Raw genomic sequence first — 15,326 nt, 5'->3', positions numbered from 1 at the left:
CATGGCCCGCCTCAACCTGCTCCTGCTGCTGGCCGTCGTTGCGACGGCGCTGTACCTTGTGCACACGCAGTACCTGTCGCGCCAGCTGTACACCGAGCTCGACCGTTCGCAGCAGGAAGCGCGTCGCCTCGAGCTCGACCACGACCGGCTGCAAGTGGAAAAGCGCGCCCAGGCCACGCCGCTGCGCGTTGAAAAGCTCGCCAAGGAACAGCTTCAGATGCGCACCACCACGCCGGCCATCACGCAGTACGTGCGGCCCGATGGCACGGTCATTCCGGCCGTGGTGGCCCCGCCGCCCGCGCCGCCGACCGGCCCCGCGCCAAAGCCCACCGCAGCGAGGCCCCAGCGATGAGCCGCCGCAGCGTCCGCTACACCACCAGCCCCTTGCTCGCGAGCAAGACGCCGGTCTGGCGCAGCAAGTTCATCGTCGCCGGCATTGCGCTCGGCTTCGTCGTGCTGGCGGGCCGGGCTGCGTACGTGCAGGTCTTCAACAACAGCTTCTTCCAGCGGCAGGGCGAAGTGCGCTTTGCGCGCACGCTGGAGCTGCCGGCCAACCGCGGGCGCATTCTCGACCGCAATGGGCTCATCCTGGCTTCCAGCGTGGTGGCGCCCAGCATCTGGGCCATTCCGGAAGACATCGAGCGCGACGATCCCGAGGTGCGCGCCAAGCTCAAGCAGGTGGCCAAGCTGCTCGAAATGCCGCAGAAGGAGTTCGACAAGAAGCTCGAGGACGAAGACAAGACCTTCGTCTGGATCAAGCGCCAGGTCGACGAGCCCATTGCCAAGCAGATTGCCGCGCTCAACCTCAAGGGCATCTACCAGCGCAAGGAATACAAGCGCCAGTACCCCGAGGGCGAGGCTGCCGCGCACGTGGTGGGCTTCACCAACGTCGAAGACAACGGGCAGGAAGGCATCGAGCTTTCCTTCAACAAGGAGCTGGCCGGCAAGGCCGGCTCGCGCCGCGTCATCAAGGACCGCCTGGGCCGCGTGGTCGAGGGCGTGGGCGAGCAGGTGCCGCCGGTCGACGGCAAGGACATCCAGCTCAGCGTCGACAGCAAGGTGCAGTTCTTCGCCTATCAAAAGCTGCGCGACGCCGTGACGGCGCGCCGTGCCAAGGCCGGCAGCGTGGTGGTGCTCGACGCCGTGACCGGCGAAGTGCTGGCGCTGGCCAACTACCCGAGCTACGTGCCCGACAAGCGCCAGAACCTCACCGGCGAACAGCTGCGCAACCGCGCGCTCACCGACACCTTCGAGCCCGGCTCGACCATGAAGCCGATCACCGTGGCCATGGCGCTGGAGGCCGGCCGCGTGAAGCCGTCCACGCTCATCGAAACCTCGCCAGGCCGCTACCAAATGGGCGGCTTCACCATCAGCGACACGCACAACTACGGCACGCTCACGGTCGAAGGCGTGATCCAGAAGTCGAGCAACGTCGGTGCGCTGAAGATCGCGCAGAAGATGTCTCCGCACGAAATGTGGGACACCTACACCGCGCTCGGCTACGGCCAGAAGCCGCAGATCCAGTTTCCCGGGGCGGTGACCGGGCGGCTGCGCCCCTGGAAGACCTGGAAGCCGGTCGAGCAAGCCACCATGGCCTACGGCTATGGCTTGTCGGCGTCGCTGTTTCAAATGGCGCATTCGTACACAGCCTTCGCGCACGACGGCGCGATCATTCCGGTCACCATTCTCAAGAGCAACGAGCCGCCAGCGGGCGTGCGGGTGTTCTCGCCTTCGAACGCGCTGGCGGTGCGCAAGATGCTGCAGATGGCCGCAGGGCCGGGCGGCACCGGCACGCGCGCGCAGACCATCGGCTATTCGGTCGGCGGCAAGTCGGGCACGGCGCACAAACAGGTTGGCAAAGGTTACGCAAGCAACAAATATCGCGCGTGGTTCACCGGCATGGCGCCCATCGAAAAGCCGCGCATCATCGTCGGCGTGATGATCGACGAGCCGAGCGACGGCCAGTACTTCGGCGGCGTGGCCGCCGCGCCTGTTTTCAGCGAAGTCGTGCAGCAGACCCTGCGCATGATGAACGTTGCGCCCGATCTCGCGGTCAAACCCCTGGTGGTGACGCAAGGCGTCGACGAGAGCTTCTGAGCATGCTGACACTCACTTCCCCCCAGCTCGCCGCGCTCTGGCTCCAGGAGCGCGTGCAGGGTGCGCTGCATGCGGACAGCCGGCCGGTGGGCGCCGGCGACGGTTTCATCGCCTGGCCCGGTGCGGCGACCGACGGGCGCAAGCACGTGGCGGCCGCACTGGCGCAAGGGGCTGCAGCCTGCCTGGTCGAGCACGAAGGCGTGGAAGCTTTCGGCTTCGACCAAGGCGAATTCAGCGACCGCATCGCAAGCTATCCGGGCCTCAAGGCCGCGACGGGCCCGATCGCTTCCGCGTTCTACGGCAACCCCTCGGCCGCCCTCGAATTGCTGGCCGTTACCGGCACCAACGGCAAGACATCGACCGCATGGTGGCTGGCCGAAGCGCTGTCCACCTTGACCGTGCCTGGCGGCGTTCGCACTCTCCGGCTCGACGGCAGCACCGAGCGTTGCGCACCGTCGCCCTGCGCGGTCATGGGCACGCTGGGCATCGGCGTGCCGCCGGAGCTCACCTACACCGGCCTCACCACGCCCGACCCGGTAATGATGCAGCGCGAACTGCGCGCGCTGGTCGAACGCGGTTTCGGCGCCTGCGCCATCGAGGCATCGTCGATCGGCATTGCCGAGCGCCGGCTCGACGGCGCGCGTATTGCCGTGGCCGTGTTCACCAACTTCACGCAGGACCACCTCGACTACCACGGCAGCATGGAGGCCTACTGGCAAGCCAAGGCCGAGTTGTTCCGCTGGCCCGGATTGCGCGCCGCGGTGATCAACATCGACGACGTGCACGGCGCGAGCCTGTGCGCCAACCTGATCGAAGCCGGTGTCGGCGCTCTCGACGTGTGGACCGTTTCGGCCGCCGGTTCTCCGGCGCGGTTGATGGCGCGCGACGTGGGCTACGACGCGCAGGGGCTTCAGTTCTCGGTGGCCGAGCACGGCACCGATGCCGTCGAGCGCATCTCCACCGGACTGATCGGCCAGTACAACGTGGCCAACCTGCTGGGCGTGCTGGGCACGCTGCGCGCGTTGGGTCTTACGCTCGCGGAGGCCGTGGCGGCTTGCGCGAATCTCGGCAGCGTGCCGGGCCGCATGGAGCGGGTGAGTGCCGGTGCGGGCGGGCCGCTGGCGGTGGTCGACTACGCCCACACGCCCGACGCGCTCGACAAGGCGCTGGCCGGCTTGCGCCCGCTCGCTCAGCAGCGCGGCGGCGCGCTCTGGTGCCTGTTCGGCTGCGGCGGCGACCGCGACCCGATCAAGCGGCCGATGATGGCGGCGGTGGCCGAGCGCCAGGCCGACCGCGTGATCGTGACCAGCGACAACCCGCGCAGCGAGAACCCCGACGCGATCATCAGCCAGGTGCTGCTCGGCCTCTCGCGCCCCGAAGCGGCCCAGGTGCAGCCCGACCGGGCGGCCGCCATTGCCGACGCCATTGCGCAGGCCGCGCCGCAAGACGTGGTGCTCATCGCCGGCAAGGGCCATGAAGCCTGGCAGGAAATTGCCGGCCAGCGCATTCCGTTCTCCGACCGCATCCACGCGCAAGACGCGCTCGCCCAGCGAGGTGCCGCATGAGCGACGCCATGATGCTCACGCTGGCCCAGGCGCAGCAGTGGATTCCCGGCTCGCGCCTGGTGGGCGACCCCGGGACCGCGATTGCCCGCGTTCACACCGACACCCGCACGCTGTCGCAGGGCGACCTGTTCGTGGCGCTCAAGGGCGAGCGCTTCGACGCCAATGAATTCCTGGCCGACGCCAAGGCGCACGGTGCCGTGGCCGCCATTGCGCACCATGGGCTGGAGACTGCCGGACTGGCCGGTCTCGAGGTGCCCGATTCCCTCGCGGCGCTCGGTGCGCTGGGCGCGCGCTGGCGCGCACAGTTCGATCTGCCGCTCATTGCCGTGACCGGCAGCAACGGCAAGACCACCGTCACGCAAATGATCGCGGCCATCCTGGTCGCCTTCAGGGCCGACCGTGCCTTGGCGACGGCCGGCAATTTCAACAACGAGATCGGCGTGCCCCTGACGCTGCTTCGCCTGCGGGCCAAGCACCAGCATGCGGTGGTCGAGCTGGGCATGAACCACCCGGGCGAGATTGCGCGCCTGGCCGCCATTGCGCGCCCGACCATTGCGCTGGTGAACAACGCCCAGCGTGAACACCTCGAGTTCATGGCCACCGTCGATGCGGTGGCGCGCGAAAACGGTGCGGTGTTTTCCTTCTTGCCAGAGGGTGGCACCGCCGTGTTCCCGCATGCCGACGAGTTCACTCCGCTGTGGAACGACATGGCACGTGACGGCGCATCGCCCCGCTGCATGACCTTCGGCGAGCAGCCGGATGCCGATATTTCGCTGGTCCGTGCCGACTGGGGGCATGGCGCCTGGCAGGTCGGCATTCGCACGCCGCTGGGAGACTTCGATGCGAGCCTGCACATTGCGGGCCGGCACAACGTCGTCAATGCGCTGGCGGCCACCGCCTGCGCGCTTGCGGCCGGGGTTTCGCTCGAAACCATTGCAGCGGGCCTCACCAAATTCGAACCGGTGAAGGGCCGTTCCAAGGCGAGCGAGGTCGTGCTGCCCGGCGGGCATTCGCTCACGCTTGTGGACGACACCTACAACGCCAATCCCGATTCCGTGCGCGCCGCCATCGACGTGCTCGCGGCGCTGCCTGGCCCGCGCCTGCTGGTGCTGGGAGACATGGGCGAGGTGGGCGACCACGCATTCGAATTTCATACCGAGGTGGGCGACTGGGCGCGGCAGCGCGGCATCGAGGCCGTGTACGCGCTGGGTGCCGAAACGGCGCACAGCATTGCCGCATTCGGCGGTGGAAGCAGCGGCAGCGATGGCCGGCACTTCGCGGAGATCGATGCGCTCAACGCCGCCGTGCTCGCGCGCTTGCCGCAGGTCGGGAGCGTGCTGGTCAAGGGCTCGCGCTTCATGAAGATGGAGCGGGTGGTGCAGGCCATCGAGCAATCACGACAACAACAAAAGGAGGCCGGTCATGACGCATGAGCCGCGCAAGACAACATGCTGATGAGCCTGGCCCAATGGCTGCAAACACTCTCGCCCGAATTCGGGTTTTTGCGCGTTTTTCAGTACCTCACCTTCCGTGCGCTGATGGCCGCGCTCACGGCGCTGGTGGTCGGCCTGGTCGCCGGCCCGTATGTGATCCGCCGCCTGGCCGCGCTCAAGATCGGCCAGCCGGTGCGCGGCTACGGCATGGAAACGCACCTGACCAAGAGCGGCACGCCCACCATGGGCGGCGTGCTGGTGCTGTTTGCCATCGCCTTTGCCACGCTGCTGTGGTTCGACCTGTCGAACCGCTTCGTCTGGATCGTGCTGTGGGTGACGATGGGCTTCGGCGCCATCGGCTGGGTCGACGACTGGCGCAAGGTGGTGCGCAAGGACCCGGAAGGCATGCGCTCGCGCGAGAAGTATTTCTGGCAGTCGGTGGTCGGCCTGATCGCCGGCTTCTACCTGCTCTTCAGCATTTCGGAAAGCTCCAACTGGCGCGTGCTGCAGCTGTTCTTCGCCTGGGTGCAGTCGGGTTTCGATCTCGACTTTCCGCCGAAGATCAACCTGCTGGTGCCGTTCTTCAAGGAAGTGAGCTATCCGCTCGGCGGTATCGGCTTTGTGGTGCTGACCTACCTGGTGATCGTGGGCGCAAGCAATGCCGTCAACCTGACAGACGGCCTGGACGGCCTGGCGATCATGCCGGTGGTGATGGTGGGCTCGGCGCTGGGCGTGTTCGCCTATGTCACCGGCAGCGCCGTGTATTCCAAGTACCTGCTGTTTCCCAACATTCCGGGCTCGGGCGAGCTGCTGGTGTTCTGCTCGGCCATGGCCGGTGCGGGGCTGGCGTTTCTCTGGTTCAACACCCATCCGGCGCAGGTCTTCATGGGCGACGTGGGCGCGCTGGCGCTCGGCGGCGCGCTGGGCACCATCGCGGTCATCGTGCGCCAGGAGATCGTGTTCTTCATCATGGGCGGCATCTTCGTGGTCGAGGCGATCTCGGTGATGGCCCAGGTCATGTACTTCAAGTACACCAAGAAGCGCTACGGCGAGGGCCGGCGCGTGCTCAAGATGGCGCCACTGCACCACCACTTCGAGAAGAGCGGCTGGCGCGAGACGCAGGTCGTGGTGCGCTTCTGGATCATCACGATGCTGCTGTGCCTCGTGGGTCTTTCAACGCTGAAGCTGCGGTAACGGGCACATGCGACACCTGAAAGACCTCCCCGTATTGATCCTCGGCCTCGGTGCGTCCGGGCTGGCGATGGCGCGCTGGTGCGCACGCCACGGCGCGCAGGTGACTGTGGCCGATACGCGCGAGGCGCCCGCGCTGCTTGCAACGCTGCAGGCGGAGCTGCCCGACGTGGCGTTCGTCGGCGGGCCGTTCTCGGCCGCGCTGATCGAAGGCACGCCGATCCGGGCCGTCTACCGTTCCCCGGGGCTGTCGCCTGCGACCATCGCGCCGGTCGCCGATGCGGCGCGCGCCGTGGGGCTGCCGGTCGGCGGCGAGCTCGACCTCTTTGCGCGCGCGCTGCAGGATTTGCGAACGGTCGAAGTGCCGGTCGTGGAAGCGGAGCCCGAAGTGGAAGCGCCGGCCGAAGCCGAGCCCGCTGCGGAAGTACCCGTGGAAGTTGCGGAGCCTGAGGCGCAGGCCGAATTGGCCTTGGAGGTGGAACCGCCGGCAGCCGCACCTGTCGAGGCGGAAGCTTCTGAAGCGGCCGAAGTGCCGGAATCGACCGGGCAGGTCGAAGCTGCTGCGCAAGCGCCTGAAGCTGCAGAGACCGCTTCGGCAGTCGAACCCACCGAAGCAACGAGCACAACCGAAGCGCCGGCAACACCCGAGCCAACGGAAGCGCCGGCCGAGGCGGCCACCGAAGGCGAGCCTGCGGCAACCCCCGCCATGGCGGAAGCCATGCCGCGCGATCCTTCTCTGAGCATTCCTGTTTCGCCGCCTTCGGACGAAGCGCCGAACGCAGAAACGCCGAACGCAGAAACACCTGAAGCGACCGCCGCATCGCCGGCGCCCGCTACCGTTTCGAGGCTGCCGAGCACCGGCAAGCCCTACGTGCCTACCGCAGCCAGGGAAGCCGCCGAATTCGTCGCCAAGATTGCCGAGCTCGCCGCCTCCAACCCGGCTTCCGCCGCCGTCGAGGAAGAGCCGACGGCCCAGCTCCCCCTAGTGCCGATCGAAGAGCCGCCGGCACCGAAGGGCTACACGCCCGCCGTGCTTGCCATCACCGGCACCAACGGCAAGACCACCGTCACCGCGCTCACGGGCCAGCTGGTCGAGCGCGCGGGCAAGACCGTGGCGGTGGCGGGCAACATCGGCCCGACGCTGCTCGACACGCTGGCTGCACACATCGACGCCGAGACGCTGCCCGACGTGTGGGTGCTCGAACTCTCGAGCTTCCAGCTCGACGGCGTGCAGGGCTTCGAGCCCACGGCCGCAACTGTGCTCAACCTCACGCAGGACCATCTCGACTGGCACGGCGACATGCCCGCGTACGCGGCTGCGAAGGCGCGCATCTTCGGCGCGCAGGGCCTCATGGTGCTGAACCGCGACGACCCGGGCGTGATGGGGATGTTGCCCGCGCCCGTCAGGGTGAAGCTGCAGCGTCCGCAGACCCGCACGCACATTACCTTCGGCAGCGCGATGCCACTGCGCCCGGGCGACTACGGCATCGAGCGCGTCAACGGCATGGCCTGGCTGGTGCGCGCGTTGGAAGCCGACGAAACGCAAAAGCGCAAGCGCGGCGCGGTGGTGGAAGAAGAGATCTTCCTTCAGCGCCTGATGCCTGCGGACGCCTTGCGCATCCGCGGGCGGCACAACGCCATGAACGCATTGGCCGCGCTCGCGCTCGCCAGCGCCGCCGATTGCCCGCTCGGCCCCATGCTCTACGGCTTGCGCGAATACCGCGGCGAGCCGCACCGGGTCGAGCCGATCGCGCTGGTGGACGATGTCGAGTATTTCGACGACAGCAAGGGCACCAACGTCGGTGCCACGGCCGCCGCCCTGAGCGGCCTGGGCGAAGACCGGCGCGTGGTCGTCATCCTCGGCGGCGAAGGCAAGGGACAAGACTTCGAACCGCTGGCCGAACCGGTACGCCAGTACGCGCGCGCTGTGGTGCTTATCGGCCGCGACGCACCGCTCATCGAGCAGGCGCTGGCCTCCACCGGCGTCTCGCTGATGCATGCGGGCTCGATGGAAGAAGCCGTCAACCTGGCCGCCGCGCGCGCCAATCCCGGCGATGCCGTGCTGCTGTCACCGGCTTGTGCGAGCTTCGACATGTTCAAGGACTACGAACACCGCGCGGCGGTGTTCCGCGAGGCCGTGCAGACGCTCGCGGACAACCCCCGCGAATCTGACTCGTCGAACGATTCCGACTTTTCCTCGGGAGACCCGGTTTGAACACCACAGCCGCCGGCGCCACGCCCAACGCCAAGCCCAGCCGTTTCGGTGGCTGGTTCGGGCGCGCGCGCAGCGGCATCGACGCCTTGCCCATGCACCTGCCGGTGCGGCTGGGCGGCGCCGGCGTCACGCAGACCAAGGCCACGCCAATGCGTGTGCTGGGCTTCGACCAGGCACTGGTCTGGGTCACCGTCGCGCTGCTCACCTGGGGCCTGGTGATGGTGTACTCAGCCTCCATTGCGCTACCGGACAACCCGCGCTTCGCACGTGCGGGCTACGGTCCGGTGTTCTTTCTCACGCGGCATGCGGCGTCGGTGGCGGTGGCGTTCATCGCGGCGCTGCTGGCCTTCCAGATTCCCATGAAGACCTGGGAGCGCTCCGCGCCCTGGCTCTTCGTGGCCTCGCTGCTGCTGCTGGTGGCGGTGCTCATTCCGCACATCGGCATCAACGTGAACGGCGCGCGGCGCTGGCTGCCGCTGGGCTTCATGCGCTTTCAGCCGTCCGAACTCGCCAAGCTCGCAATGGTGTTCTATGCGGCCAGCTACATGGTGCGCAAGATGGAGATCAAGGAGCGATTCTTCCGCGCGGTGCTGCCGATGGGCATTGCGGTGGTGGTGGTCGGCATGCTGGTGATGGCCGAGCCCGACATGGGCGCCTTCATGGTGATTGCCGTCATTGCCATGGGCATCCTGTTCCTGGGCGGCGTGAACGCGCGCATGTTCTTCGTCATTGCCGCGCTGGTGGTGGTGGCCTTCGGCACGATCGTGGCCAGCAGCCCGTGGCGGCGCGAGCGCATCTTTGCGTACCTCGACCCGTGGAGCGAGGAGCATGCGCTGGGCAAGGGCTACCAGCTCTCGCATTCGCTCATTGCCATCGGCCGCGGCGAGATCTTCGGCGTGGGGCTGGGCGGCAGCGTCGAAAAGCTGCACTGGCTGCCCGAGGCGCACACCGACTTCCTGCTGGCCGTGATCGGCGAGGAGTTCGGCCTGGTCGGCGTGCTGCTGATCATCGGCCTGTTCCTCTGGCTGACCCGCCGCATCATGCATATCGGCCGCCAGGCGATTGCACTCGACCGCGTGTTCTCGGGGCTCGTGGCGCAGGGCGTGGGCGTGTGGATCGGCTTCCAGGCCTTCATCAACATGGGCGTGAACCTCGGCGCGCTGCCGACCAAGGGGCTGACCTTGCCGCTGATGAGCTTTGGCGGTTCGGCCATCCTGATGAACCTGGTGGCTCTGGCGGTAGTGCTGCGAATCGATTATGAGAATCGTGTGCTGATGCGTGGAGGCCGCATATGACAGGCCGCACAGCACTCGTCATGGCCGGCGGCACGGGCGGCCACATCTTTCCGGGACTCGCGGTGGCCGAGGCCCTGCGCGAGCGCGGCTGGCGCGTGCACTGGCTGGGCGCGCCCGGCAGCATGGAAGAAAAACTGGTGCCGCCGCGCGGCTTCGCTTTCGAGCCGGTCCAGTTCGGCGGCGTGCGCGGGAAGGGGCCGCTCACGCTGTTCCTGCTGCCGCTGCGGCTCCTGCGGGCTTTCTGGCAGAGCCTTGGCGTGGTGCGCCGCGTCAAGCCCGACGTGGTGGTGGGCCTGGGCGGCTACATCACCTTCCCGGGCGGAATGATGAGCGTGCTGCTCAACAAGCCGCTGGTGCTGCACGAACAGAACTCGGTCGCGGGCCTTGCCAACAAGGTGCTCGCGGGCGTGGCCGATCGGGTGTTCACTGCTTTTCCCAATGTGCTGAAGAAGGCGCAGTGGGTGGGCAACCCGCTGCGCGCGGCGTTCACCTCTCAGCCCGCGCCGGCCGTGCGCTTTGCGGGCCGCAGCGGGCCGCTGCGGCTCTTGGTGGTCGGCGGCAGCCTGGGCGCCAAGGCGCTCAATGCCGTGGTGCCGCAGGCGCTCGCGCGCATCGAGCCGGGCACGCGCCCCACGGTGCTGCACCAGAGCGGCGCCAGGCAGATCGACGAGCTGCGCGCCAACTACGCCGCCGCCGGCGTGGAAGGCGAGCTCACGCCGTTCATCGAAGACACCGCGCAGGCCTATGCCGACGCCGACATCATCGTCGCGCGTGCAGGGGCCAGCACCGTCACAGAAATCGCGGCCGTCGGCGCAGCAGCGCTGTTCGTGCCTTTTCCTTCGGCGGTCGACGACCACCAGACCACCAACGCGCGCTTCCTCGTCGATGCGGGCGGCGGCTGGCTGGTGCAGCAGACCGACCTCACTCCTGAATTGCTGGCTGACTTGCTACAGAAAACCGAGCGCACCGCGCTGATCGAAAAGGCCGCCAAGGCCAAAACCATGCAGAAGACCGAAGCCGTCGACGCGGTCGTCCGCGCCTGCGAGGAGCTTGCCAAATGAAGCACGCGATTCGTCATATTCACTTCGTGGGCGTCGGCGGCTCGGGCATGAGCGGCATTGCCGAAGTGCTGCTGAACCTGGGCTACCGCATCACGGGCTCCGACCTGGCGGACAGCGCCACGCTGCGCCGGCTCGCGAGCCTGGGCATCGGTACCTTCGTGGGCCACGCGGCCGCGCACATCGAGGGCGCCGACGCCGTCGTGACCTCCACGGCGGTGCAGTCCGACAACCCCGAGGTGCTCGCCGCGCGCGAGAAGCGCATTCCCGTGGTGCCGCGCGCCATGATGCTGGCCGAGCTGATGCGCCTGAAGCAGGGCATCGCGATTGCCGGCACGCACGGCAAGACCACCACCACCAGCCTGGTGGCGAGCGTGCTCGAAGCCGCCGGGCTCGACCCGACCTTCGTGATCGGCGGCCGCCTGAACAGCGCCGGCGCTAATGCACAGCTCGGCAGCGGCGACTACATCGTGGTGGAGGCCGATGAGTCGGACGCTTCGTTCCTGAACCTGCTGCCGGTGATGGCGGTGGTCACGAACATCGATGCCGACCACATGGAAACCTACGGGCACGACTTCGCGAAGCTCAAGAAGGCGTTCGTCGACTTCCTGCACCGCATGCCGTTCTACGGCGTGGCCATCTTGTGCACCGACGATCCGGCGGTGCGCGACATCGTGGGCGAGGTCACCTGCCCGGTCACCAGCTACGGTTTCGACGAAGGCGCCCAGGTGCGCGCGGTCGACGTGCGCGCCGTGGGCGCGCAGATGCATTTCACGGCGCAGCGCCGCAATGGCGTCACGCTGCCCGACCTGCCCATCGTGCTGAACCTGCCGGGCGAGCACAACGTGCGCAACGCGCTCTCGGTGATCGCGGTGGCGGTGGAGCTCGGTATTCCCGACGAAGCGGTGCAGCGCGGGCTGGCCGACTTCAAGGGCGTGGGGCGCCGCTTCCAGAGCTACGGCGACGTGGCCGTGCAGGGGCAGGCCGGCGTGGATGCGCCGGGCACCTTCACCGTGATTGACGACTACGGCCATCACCCGGTCGAGATGGCCGCGACCATTGCCGCCGCGCGCGGCGCCTTCCCGGGCCGCCGGCTGGTGCTGGCCTTTCAGCCGCACCGTTACACCCGCACGCGCGACTGCTTCGAAGACTTCGTCAAGGTCATCGGCAATGCCGACGCGGTGCTGCTGGGCGAGGTGTACGCCGCCGGCGAGCCGCCCATCGTGGCCGCCGACGGCCGCTCGCTGGCGCGTGCCCTGCGCGTGGCAGGCAAGGTGGAGCCGGTGTTCGTGGACGACATCAACGCCATGCCGCAGGCCATTGCGGACAACGCGCGCGCCGGCGACGTGGTGCTTTGCATGGGCGCGGGCTCCATCGGCGCGGTGCCCGGCAAGGTGGTCGAACTTGCCACCGCAGCGCGCGGCGCGGAGGTTACCCAATGACTCTTCAAGATCCAAAGCAATTCGGCAAGGTGGCCGTGCTGTTCGGCGGAAGCTCCGCCGAGCGAGAAATTTCCCTCATGTCGGGCAACGGCGTGCTCGAGGCCCTGCGCTCGCGCGGCGTCGATGCGCATGCCTTCGATCCGTCGGAGCGCGATCTGGTCGAGCTTCGGCGCGACGGCTTTGCGCGCTGCTTCATTGCGCTGCACGGGCGGCATGGCGAAGACGGCACGGTGCAGGGCGCGCTCGAGCTGCTCGGCATTCCCTATACCGGCTCGGGCGTGATGGCTTCCAGCGTGGCCATGGACAAGGTCATGACCAAGCGCATCTGGCAGGCCGATGGGCTGCCGACGCCGAAATACGTGCGCCTGGCTTTCGACCAGCAAAGCCGCGAACAGATTCGCGCCGTGCCCGACGTGCTGGGCCTGCCGCTGATCGTGAAGCCACCGCGCGAGGGCTCGTCCATCGGCGTGACCAAGGTCGAGGGCTACTCGCAGATGCAGGACGCCGTGGCGCTTTCGGCCAAATACGACGCCGATGTGTTGTGCGAGGAATTCATCGAGGGCGAGGAAGTGACCTGCGCCGTGCTCGGCCAGGGGCTCGATGCGCGCGCGCTGCCCGTGGTGCGCATTGCCGCACCCGAAGGCGCCTACGACTACCAGAACAAGTATTTCACCGACGACGTGAAGTACCACTGCCCGAGCGGCCTCGCCGAAGCCGAGGAGCGCGAGATCCAGCGCATCACGCTGGCCGCGTACCACACGCTCGGTTGCCGCGGCTGGGGCCGTGCCGACGTGATGATTCGCGCGAGCGACCGCAAGCCCTTCCTGCTCGAGATGAACACCTCGCCCGGCATGACCAGCCACTCGCTGGTGCCGATGTCGGCGCGCGCATCGGGCATTGCCTACGAAGACCTGTGCCTGCGCGTGCTGGCCTCGGCTTCGCTGGACTCCACAGGGGGAACGCAATAGCCATGGCCGACAGCATCCAGGCGCCGTTCGACGTCAAGCTCATGAACATCGTCTCGAACCTCGCGTTCGCGGTGGTGGCGCTCATGCTGCTTGCGGCGGGCGCATGGTGGGTGCTGCGGCAGCCGTTCTTTCCCATTGCCGGCATCAAGGTCGACGGCGACGTGACGCACAACAACGAAGTGACCCTGCGCGCCAACGTGGCGCCACAGCTCTCGGGCAACTTCTTCACGGTCGATCTCGCCCGTGCAAGAACGGCCTTCGAGTCGGTGCCCTGGGTGCGCAAGGCGGTGGTGCGGCGCGAGTTTCCGAACAAGCTGCGCGTCACCCTGACCGAGCAGGTGCCCGTGGCCAACTGGGGCGACGAAGCAGGCTCGAAGCTGATCAACAGCTTTGGCGACGTGTTCGAAGCCAACGTGGCCGAGGTGGACGACCGCCTGCCGCGGCTCGACGGTCCCATCGAGCAGGCCGGGCAGGTGCTGGGCATGTACCGCGTGATTGCGCCGATCTTCCAGCCCTACGACTTCAGCGTCGACGAGCTCACGCTTTCGAGCCGGGGCAGCTGGAAGGTGGTGCTGAACAGCGGCGCCGAGATCGAGCTTGGCCGCGGGCAGCCCGAAGAGGTGGCCGCCCGTGCGCAGCGTTTCCTGAAAACCGTGACCCAGGTCGCGGGCCAATACCACCGCACCGCGGCGGACGTCGAAGGGGCCGATCTGCGCCACAACGATGCCTATGCGTTGCGCCTTCGTGGCGTCACCACGGTCGTTACCGACCCGAAGACCAAGAAGAAGTAAATAGCGAATACCGAGGACATTCAATGCCCAAAGAATACAAAGACCTCGTTGTCGGACTCGACATCGGCACCGCCAAGGTGATGGTGGTGGTGGCCGAGGTGCTGCCCGGCGGTGAACTCAAGCTGGCCGGGCTCGGCATTGCGCCGAGCAACGGCCTGAAGCGCGGCGTGGTGGTGAACATCGACGCCACCGTGCAGAGCATCCAGCAGGCCCTGAAAGAGGCCGAGCTGATGGCCGACTGCAAGATCAGCCGCGTCTACACGGGCATTACCGGCAGCCACATCCGCGGCATCAACTCGAGCGGCATGGTGGCCGTGAAGGACAAGGAAGTGACGCCCGCCGACGTGGCCCGCGTGGTGGAAACCGCGCGCGCCATCAACATTTCGAGCGACCAGCGCCTGTTGCTGGTGGAGCCGCAGGAGTTCGTGATCGACGGCCAGGACGTGAAGGAGCCGATCGGCATGAGCGGCATGCGGCTCGAAGCCAAGGTGCACATCGTGACCGGTGCGCAGAGCGCGGCTGAGAACATCATCAAGTGCGTGCGCCGCTGCGGCCTGGAGGTCGACCAGCTGATGCTGAACCCGCTGGCCTCGAGCCAGGCGGTGCTGACCGAAGACGAGCGCGAGCTTGGCGTGGTGCTGGTGGACATTGGCGCGGGCACGACCGACGTGGCCATCTTCACCAACGGCGCGATTCGCCACACGGCCGTGATTCCGATCGCGGGCGACCTGATCACCAGCGACATCGCCATGGCGCTGCGCACGCCCACCAAGGACGCGGAAGACATCAAGGTCGAGAACGGCTATGCCAAGCAGCTTCTGGCGGACCCCGACACACAGGTGGAAGTGCCTGGCCTCGGCGACCGCGGCCCGCGCATGCTGAGCAAGCAGGCACTGGCCGGCGTGATCGAGCCGCGCATCGAAGAAATCTTTTCGCTCGTGCAGCAGGTGGTGCGCGAGTCGGGCTACGAAGAGGTGCTGTCGTCGGGCGTGGTGCTCACGGGCGGCAGCGCCGTGATGCCAGGCATGGTCGAGCTCGGCGAAGACATCTTCCTGAAGCCGGTGCGGCGCGGCATTCCGAAGTACTCGAGCGCGCTGTCCGACATGGTCGCGCAGCCGCGCGCCGCCACCGTGATGGGTTTGCTCGAAGAAGCACGCTTCGCACGCATGCGCGGCTTCAAGGTCGCGCAGAAGAACGGATCCGTAAAGACTGCGTTCGGACGTTTCAAGGACTTCATCGTGGGGAACTTCTAAGCATGAATCACTCCCCAC

The 15,326-nt window shown here is 67.5% G+C and carries 12 protein-coding genes; all 12 read left to right on the top strand.

Annotated elements, in window-relative coordinates:
* The first annotated feature begins 1 nt into the window (after position 1).
* From ftsL to ftsA, 12 genes are read left to right on the top strand one after another with little or no spacing between them, the layout of a single operon-like run.
* Entirely contained in the window at positions 2-352 is a 351-nt protein-coding gene (ftsL, locus tag V9L20_RS16345; protein ID WP_337297387.1) for a cell division protein FtsL, read from the top strand.
* Complete coding sequence (locus V9L20_RS16340) at positions 349-2,097, top strand: peptidoglycan D,D-transpeptidase FtsI family protein (RefSeq protein ID WP_337297386.1); 1,749 nt, start codon at positions 349-351, stop codon at positions 2,095-2,097. The genes ftsL and V9L20_RS16340 overlap by 4 nt, the downstream gene beginning before the upstream one ends.
* Positions 2,098-2,099: 2 nt before the next feature.
* Positions 2,100-3,662: a UDP-N-acetylmuramoyl-L-alanyl-D-glutamate--2,6-diaminopimelate ligase gene (locus V9L20_RS16335; RefSeq protein WP_337297385.1), complete on the top strand. Its 1,563-nt coding sequence runs from the start codon at positions 2,100-2,102 to the stop codon at positions 3,660-3,662.
* A gap of 8 nt (positions 3,663-3,670) precedes the next feature.
* Complete coding sequence (locus V9L20_RS16330) at positions 3,671-5,095, top strand: UDP-N-acetylmuramoyl-tripeptide--D-alanyl-D-alanine ligase (RefSeq protein WP_443098594.1); 1,425 nt, start codon at positions 3,671-3,673, stop codon at positions 5,093-5,095.
* Between the two features lie 15 nt (positions 5,096-5,110).
* Positions 5,111-6,289: a phospho-N-acetylmuramoyl-pentapeptide-transferase gene (gene mraY, locus V9L20_RS16325; RefSeq protein WP_258504042.1), complete on the top strand. Its 1,179-nt coding sequence runs from the start codon at positions 5,111-5,113 to the stop codon at positions 6,287-6,289.
* 7 nt (positions 6,290-6,296) lie between these two features.
* Positions 6,297-8,501, top strand: a complete 2,205-nt coding sequence (murD, locus tag V9L20_RS16320; RefSeq protein ID WP_337297383.1) for a UDP-N-acetylmuramoyl-L-alanine--D-glutamate ligase — start codon at positions 6,297-6,299, stop codon at positions 8,499-8,501.
* On the top strand, positions 8,498-9,796 hold the full coding sequence (gene ftsW, locus V9L20_RS16315; RefSeq protein ID WP_443098592.1) for a putative lipid II flippase FtsW: 1,299 nt from the start codon (positions 8,498-8,500) through the stop codon (positions 9,794-9,796). Before murD ends, ftsW begins: the two co-directional genes overlap by 4 nt.
* Positions 9,793-10,857, top strand: a complete 1,065-nt coding sequence (gene murG, locus V9L20_RS16310; RefSeq protein WP_337297382.1) for an undecaprenyldiphospho-muramoylpentapeptide beta-N-acetylglucosaminyltransferase — start codon at positions 9,793-9,795, stop codon at positions 10,855-10,857. Before ftsW ends, murG begins: the two co-directional genes overlap by 4 nt.
* Positions 10,854-12,296: a UDP-N-acetylmuramate--L-alanine ligase gene (gene murC / locus V9L20_RS16305; RefSeq protein ID WP_337297381.1), complete on the top strand. Its 1,443-nt coding sequence runs from the start codon at positions 10,854-10,856 to the stop codon at positions 12,294-12,296. Before murG ends, murC begins: the two co-directional genes overlap by 4 nt.
* Complete coding sequence (locus tag V9L20_RS16300) at positions 12,293-13,264, top strand: D-alanine--D-alanine ligase (RefSeq protein WP_337297380.1); 972 nt, start codon at positions 12,293-12,295, stop codon at positions 13,262-13,264. Before murC ends, V9L20_RS16300 begins: the two co-directional genes overlap by 4 nt.
* A 2-nt stretch (positions 13,265-13,266) precedes the next feature.
* The gene (locus V9L20_RS16295) at positions 13,267-14,055 is read left to right on the top strand and encodes a cell division protein FtsQ/DivIB (protein ID WP_258504048.1); all 789 of its coding nucleotides are present in this window, start codon (positions 13,267-13,269) and stop codon (positions 14,053-14,055) included.
* Between the two features lie 23 nt (positions 14,056-14,078).
* The gene (gene ftsA, locus V9L20_RS16290; RefSeq protein WP_007832444.1) at positions 14,079-15,308 is read left to right on the top strand and encodes a cell division protein FtsA; all 1,230 of its coding nucleotides are present in this window, start codon (positions 14,079-14,081) and stop codon (positions 15,306-15,308) included.
* Positions 15,309-15,326 lie beyond the last annotated feature (18 nt).

This window comes from Variovorax sp. CCNWLW225 (assembly GCF_037204045.1).
Lineage (GTDB): Bacteria > Pseudomonadota > Gammaproteobacteria > Burkholderiales > Burkholderiaceae_C > Variovorax.
This window is presented reverse-complemented; position numbering and strand designations above follow the sequence as displayed.

Coding starts and splice junctions, on each gene's coding strand:
- ftsL (WP_337297387.1), top strand. CDS start 2: ATGGCCCGCCTCAACCTGCTCCTGCTGCTGGCCGTCGTTGCGACGGCG.
- V9L20_RS16340 (WP_337297386.1), top strand. CDS start 349: ATGAGCCGCCGCAGCGTCCGCTACACCACCAGCCCCTTGCTCGCGAGC.
- V9L20_RS16335 (WP_337297385.1), top strand. CDS start 2,100: ATGCTGACACTCACTTCCCCCCAGCTCGCCGCGCTCTGGCTCCAGGAG.
- V9L20_RS16330 (WP_443098594.1), top strand. CDS start 3,671: ATGATGCTCACGCTGGCCCAGGCGCAGCAGTGGATTCCCGGCTCGCGC.
- mraY (WP_258504042.1), top strand. CDS start 5,111: ATGCTGATGAGCCTGGCCCAATGGCTGCAAACACTCTCGCCCGAATTC.
- murD (WP_337297383.1), top strand. CDS start 6,297: ATGCGACACCTGAAAGACCTCCCCGTATTGATCCTCGGCCTCGGTGCG.
- murG (WP_337297382.1), top strand. CDS start 9,793: ATGACAGGCCGCACAGCACTCGTCATGGCCGGCGGCACGGGCGGCCAC.
- murC (WP_337297381.1), top strand. CDS start 10,854: ATGAAGCACGCGATTCGTCATATTCACTTCGTGGGCGTCGGCGGCTCG.
- V9L20_RS16300 (WP_337297380.1), top strand. CDS start 12,293: ATGACTCTTCAAGATCCAAAGCAATTCGGCAAGGTGGCCGTGCTGTTC.
- V9L20_RS16295 (WP_258504048.1), top strand. CDS start 13,267: ATGGCCGACAGCATCCAGGCGCCGTTCGACGTCAAGCTCATGAACATC.
- ftsA (WP_007832444.1), top strand. CDS start 14,079: ATGCCCAAAGAATACAAAGACCTCGTTGTCGGACTCGACATCGGCACC.